Genomic DNA, 6,760 nt, shown 5'->3' on the forward strand with positions numbered 1-6,760 from the left:
ACCACCCCGAACCCCACACCACCACCACCGCCCTCGCCCACCTCCACACCACCGGCACCCCCATCAACTGGCACACCCACCACACCACCACCACCCACACCCCCCTCCCCACCTACCCCTTCCAACGCCAACGCCACTGGATCGACACCGACCGCCCTGCCACACCGCACGAGGCCGCTCCCCCACCCACCCGGAACGCGGACGCGAACGAGGGCGAGGTGGCACCGGCTGCCGAACTTCCGCTCGCCCAGCGCCTCGCCGGGCTTCCGCGGGCCGAGCGCGAGCGTGTCCTCCTGGAGCTGGTGCGGACGAACGTCGCCACCGTGCTCGGCCACCTGACGTCGAACTCCGTCGACCCCAAGCAGACGTTCAAGGAACTCGGCTTCGACTCCCTGGGGGCGGTGGAGCTGCGGAAGCGGCTGAACTCCGCGACGGGGATGGACCTCCCGCCGACCCTGGTCTACGACCACCCGAGTCCCGCAGCGCTCGCCGAGCACCTGCGGGCATCGCTCACCGGCGGTCCGGCCGGGCAGCGGGACGTGACCGTCACCGGGCTCTCGGACGAGCCGATCGCCATCGTGGGCATGGCCTGCCGTTACCCCGGCGGTGTCGCCTCGCCGGAGGACCTCTGGCGCCTGGTCGACGAGGCGCGCGACGCCGTCTCCGAACTGCCCGTCAACCGCGGCTGGGACGTGGACGAGCTGTACGACCCGGTGCCCGGCCGCCCCGGCAAGAGCTACGTCCGGCAGGGTGGATTCCTGCACGACGCCGACGAGTTCGACCCCGCCTTCTTCGGTATCTCCCCGCGCGAGGCCGCGGCGATGGACCCGCAGCAGCGGCTGCTGCTGGAGACCTCCTGGGAGGCGCTGGAGCGCGCGGGCATCGCCCCGACCTCGCTCCGGGGAACCACGGCAGGTGTCTTCGTCGGCGCCATGTCGCAGGACTACGGCCCGCGTCTGCACGAGCCCGCGGAGGGGTACGAGGGGTATCTCCTGACGGGCAGCACGGCGAGCGTCGCTTCCGGACGGGTGGCCTACACGCTCGGTCTGCAGGGCCCGGCGGTGACCATCGACACGGCGTGCTCGTCCTCGCTGGTCGCCCTGCACCTCGCCGCGCAGTCGCTGCGCCAGGGTGAATGCCGCATCGCCCTGGCCGGCGGCGCGACGGTGATGGCGACGCCCGGCATGTTCGTGGAGTTCAGCCGCCAGCGCGGTCTGTCGGCGGACGGCCGGTGCAAGGCGTTCTCCGCCGACGCCGACGGCACGGCCTGGGGCGAGGGCGTGGGCATGATCGCCCTGGAACGGCTGTCGGACGCGGAGGCCAACGGCCACCGGGTCCTCGCCGTCATCCGCGGCAGCGCGATCAACCAGGACGGCGCCAGCAACGGCCTGACGGCACCGAACGGCCCTTCGCAGGAGCAGGTGGTCCGGCAGGCGCTGGCCAGTGCCCGACTGGAGCCCTCCGACGTGGACGTCGTCGAGGCCCACGGCACCGGCACCAAGCTGGGCGACCCCATCGAAGCCCAGGCCATCCTCGCCACCTACGGCCAGAACCGACCCACGAACCACCCCCTGCGTCTCGGCTCGCTCAAATCCAACATCGGCCACACCCAGGCCGCCGCGGGCGTCGCCGGCGTCATCAAAATGGTCATGGCCATGCACCACGGCGTGCTGCCCAAGACTCTCCACGTGGGCGAGCCCACCCCACACGTCGACTGGTCGTCAGGGGCCGTCTCCCTGCTCACCGAGACAGCGCCATGGGAGACGGACCCGAACCGCCCCCGCCGCGCCGCCATCTCCTCCTTCGGCATCAGCGGCACCAACGCCCACCTCATCCTCGAACAACCCATCCCGGCACAGGAAACGCGACCCCACGAGGAACCGGCCCCCGCGAACGTCATCCCCTGGGTGCTCTCCGGCCGCACCGAAACAGCACTGCGCGCCCAGGCGAAACGGCTGCACGAGCACCTCGCCGCGACGCCCCTCCCCCGCCCCGCCGACGTCGCCCACGCCCTCGCCACCGGTCGGGCCCTGCTCGACCACCGTGCCGTGGTCCTCGGCGAGAACCACGAGAGCCTCGTCGCCGGGCTGGCGGGGCTGGCCGACGGGGACACCCCGGCCTCCGTGGTCGCGGCCGCCCCGGCGGGCTCCGACAGGGCTGTCCTCGTCTTCCCCGGCCAGGGCTCGCAGTGGGCCGGAATGGCGGTGGAACTGCTGGATTCCCACGCCGTGTTCGCCGACGGCATCGCCGCGTGCGAGCGGGCCCTGGCGCCGTACGTGGACTGGTCGCTCACCGAGGTCCTGCGCCGCGCCCCCGGCGCTCCGGGGCTGGAGCGCGTGGACGTGGTGCAGCCCGCGCTGTTCGCCGTGATGGTGTCGCTGGCGGCGGTCTGGCGCTCCGTGGGCGTCACCCCCGCCGCCGTGGTCGGGCACTCACAGGGCGAGATCGCCGCCGCGTACGTCGCCGGCGCGCTGTCGCTGGACGACGCGGCGAAGGTGGTCGCCCTGCGCAGCCAGGCGATCCGCGCGCTCGCGGGCAAGGGCGGCATGGGCTCCGTACCGCTGTCACCGCAGGAGACGCTGGCCCGGCTGGAGCGCTGGGGCGACCGGCTGTCGGTCGCGGCGGTCAACGGGCCGTCCGCCACCGTGGTCTCCGGCGATCCCGACGCGCTCGCGGAGCTGGTGGAGTCCTGCCGGGCCGAGGGGATCCGGGCCAGGACGATCGCGGTGGACTACGCCTCGCACTCCGCGCACGTGGAGGAGATCCGCGACGAGGTGCTCCGGGCCCTGGCGGACGTGACGCCGCGCGCGTCGGACGTGACGTTCTACTCCACGCTCCTCGGCGAGCCCGTCGACACGACGGCGCTGGACGGCGACTACTGGTACCGCAACCTCCGCAACACCGTGCGGTTCGAGAAGGCGATCCGGGCCCTGGCGGCCGACGGCTACCGGACGTTCGTCGAGAGCAGCCCGCACCCCGTGCTGACCATGGGCGTGCAGGAGACCCTCGAAGCGGCTGCGGCGGAGACCGGACAGGACGCACCCGCCGTGGTCGTCGGCTCGCTCCGCCGCGACAAGGGCGACTGGCGCGAGTTCCTCACCTCCCTCGCCACCGTGTTCGTCGGCGGCCACGAGGTGGACTGGGCCGCGGTGCCCGGCACGGCAGGGCCCGCCCGGCGGGTCGAGCTGCCCACCTACGCGTTCCAGCGCCGCCGGTACTGGATCGAGACCCCGGCCGCGGCGGGAGACATGGCCGGTGCCGGACTCGCCGCGGCGGACCATCCGCTGCTGGGCGCCCTGGTGTCCCTCGCCGACGACGGCGGGCTGCTGCTCACCGGCCGGCTGTCGGTGCGCGCCCAGCCGTGGCTGGCGGACCACGCCGTGGCGGGCACCGTGCTCCTGCCCGGCACCGCGTTCGTGGAACTGGCCCTGCGCGCGGCGGACGAGGCGGGGTGCGACCGGGTCGACGACCTCACGCTCGAAGCACCACTGGTCCTCCCCGACCACGGCGAGGTCCAGCTCCAGCTGGCCGTGGGAGCGGCGGACCGGTCGGGCCGGCGCCCGCTGCGCGTGTACTCCCGTCCCACCGCCGACACCCCCGGCGCGAACGACGAGGAGTGGACCCGGCACGCGACCGCCCTCCTGGCCCCCGGCGAACCGGCCACCACGCACGCCCTCGGCTCCTGGCCCCCGGAAGGCGCCACGCCCGTCGACCTCACCGGGCACTACGAGCTCCTGGCCGCCCGGGGCTACGACTACGGCCCGGCCTTCCAGGGGCTGAGCGCCCTGTGGCAGCGCGGCGCGGAGGTGTTCGCCGAAGTGCGGCTGGCGGAGGAACAGCGGGCCGGCGCCGACGCGTTCGGCCTCCACCCGGCACTGCTCGACGCGGCCCTGCACGCCGTCGTGCTGCGGGACCACGCCGAGGACGGGCCGCTGCTTCCCTTCGCCTGGGACGGCCTGCGGCTGCACGCCACGGGGGCCCGGGAGCTGCGGGTGGTGTTCACGCCGACGGGCCGGGACACCATGTCCGTCACGGCCTACGACCTGACGGGAGCCCCGGCCGCCGAGGCCGGCCTGCTGGCCCTGCGGCCCGTCTCCGTCGAGCGGCTGGCCGCCGCGGGCCGCACGTCCGGGCCCGGCCGGTCGCTGTACCGACTGGACTGGCCGCCCCTGGCCGTTCCGGGGGCGGACGACGCCGCCCACCCGGAGCCGGTCGCCCTCGCCACGGCCGGCCCGGGCCGGGACACGGTGCTCCCGATCGCGGGCGACGGCCTGCACTCCACCCTCGAAGGGACGCTGCGCACGGTCCGGACATGGCTGGCCGACGAGCGCTTCGCCGACAACCGGCTGATCGTCACCACCCGCGGCGCGGTCGCCACCCGGGACGGCGACGACGTCACGGACCTCGCCGCGGCGGCCGTCTGGGGTCTGCTGCGCACGGCACAGTCCGAGCAGCCCGGACGTCTCGTCCTGCTCGACACGGACGAGGCCGAGCCCGCCGCCGGTCTCCTGCGGGCCGCCCTGGCCACGGGCGAGCCGCAACTCGCCCTGCGCGACGGCGAGTTCCGCACACCCCGGCTGGGACGCGCCGACCGCTCCGACACCTCCGACCGTGCCGGGGCCGACGGCCGGGGCCTCGACCCCGACGGCACCGTCCTCGTCACCGGCGGCACGGGCGGCCTGGGCACCCTGCTGGCCCGGCACCTCGTCACCGAGCACGGCGCACGCCACCTCCTGCTCGTCAGCCGGCGCGGCCCCGCCGCCGACGGCGCCACCGAACTCCACGCCGAACTGACGGCCCTGGGCGCCGACACCACCATCGCCGCCTGCGACGTCGCCGACCGCGACGCCCTGGCCGCGCTGCTCGCCACCGTCCCCCGCGAGCACCCCCTCACCGCCGTCGTCCACACCGCGGGCACCCTGGACGACGGCACCTTCGACAGCCTGACGCCGGAGCGCCTGGCCACCGTGCTCCGTGCCAAGGCCGACGCCGCGTGGCACCTCCACGAGCTGACCCGGGACAGCGACCTGCGCGCGTTCGTCCTCTTCTCCTCCGTCGTCGGCACGATCGGGTACGCGGGGCAGGGCAACTACGCCGCCGCCAACGCCTACCTCGACGGCCTCGCCGCCCATCGCCGCGCCCACGGACTGCCCGCCACCTCCCTGGCCTGGGGCCTGTGGGAGGAGGCCAGCGGCATGACCGGGCACCTGGGCGGCGCGGACCTCGCGCGCATGGCCCGGGCGGGTGTGGCACCGCTGCCCTCGGACGAGGGGCTCGCCCTCTTCGACACGGCGCTCACCCGTGCGGAAGCCACCCTGGTGCCGGCCCGGCTGGACCTCGCCGGGCTGCGCTCCCGCGCCGTCCCGGACGGAGTGCCGCCGGTCTTCCGTGGCCTCGTCAGGACTCCCGCGCGCCGCGCCGCTCAGGCGGTGGACGACGGGCGAGGGGACGGCGGGTGGGCACAGCGGTTCGCCGGCCTCCCCGCGGAGGAGCGCGACCGGGCGCTGCTCGACTTCGCGCGCCGTCAGGTGGCCACCGTGCTGGGCCACGGCGAGGCCGACGGCGTCGCCGCCAACCAGTCGTTCAAGGCACTGGGCTTCGACTCGCTGATGGCGGTCGAGCTCCGCAACCGGCTGAACGCCGCCACCGGCCTGCGTCTGCCCGCCACGCTCGTCTTCGACCACCCCACACCCACCGCGCTCGCCGGATACCTGCTCGAACGGGTCACCGGAGCCGTGACAGCCGCCGTGTCCGCCGCCACGGCCGTCGTCGCGACCACGGACGACCCGGTCGTCATCGTCGGCATGGCCTGCCGCTACCCCGGCGGTGTCACCTCGCCCGAGGACCTCTGGCGCCTGGTCGCCGACGGCACCGACGCCATCGGCGACTTCCCCACCGACCGCGGCTGGAACCTCGACGAGCTGTACGACCCCGACCCGGACCGGACCGGGACGAGTTACACCCGGCACGGCGGCTTCCTCCACGACGCCGCCGACTTCGACCCCGAGTTCTTCGGCCTGAGCCCCCGCGAGGCCCTGGCCACCGACCCCCAACAGCGCCTCCTCCTCGAAACCGCCTGGGAAGCCCTCGAACACGCCGGAATCGACCCCGAGACCCTCCACGGCAGCCAGACCGGCGTCTTCACCGGCGTCATGTACAACGACTACGGTTCACGGCTGAGCAAGGTGCCCGAGGAGTTGGAGGGTTACCTGCGCAACGGCAGCTACGGAAGCGTGGCCTCCGGCCGGGTGGCCTACACCCTCGGCCTGGAGGGCCCGGCGGTGTCCGTGGACACCGCGTGCTCCTCGTCCCTGGTAGCCCTGCACCTCGCCGCGCAAGCACTGCGGAGCGGCGAGTGCACGCTCGCACTCGCGGGCGGCGTGGCCGTCATGGCCACCCCCAACACCTTCATCGAGTTCAGCCGCCAGCGCGGCCTGTCCGAGGACGGCCGCTGCAGGGCCTTCTCCGCCGACGCCGACGGCACCGGTTTCTCCGAAGGCGTGGGCCTCCTCCTGCTCGAACGGCTCTCCGACGCCCGGCGCAACGGACACCGGGTGCTGGCCGCCATCCGCGGCAGCGCGATCAACCAGGACGGTGCGAGCAACGGCCTCACCGCGCCCAACGGGCCAGCCCAGGAACGCGTCATCCGGCAGGCGCTCGCGAGTGCCCGCCTGGAACCCGCCGACGTCGACGCCGTCGAAGCCCACGGCACCGGCACCACCCTCGGCGACCCCATCGAAGCCCAAGCCCTCCTCGCCAC

Annotated in this window: 1 protein-coding gene; it reads left to right on the plus strand. The window is 74.6% G+C overall.

What is annotated here, in order from left to right:
* Nucleotides 1-6,760 (plus strand): SDR family NAD(P)-dependent oxidoreductase (locus ACFRAR_RS37710; protein WP_380704805.1); only part of this gene is annotated, 6,760 nt, incomplete at both ends.

The organism is Kitasatospora sp. NPDC056651 (assembly GCF_042792155.1).
Taxonomy (GTDB): Bacteria; Actinomycetota; Actinomycetes; order Streptomycetales; family Streptomycetaceae; genus Kitasatospora.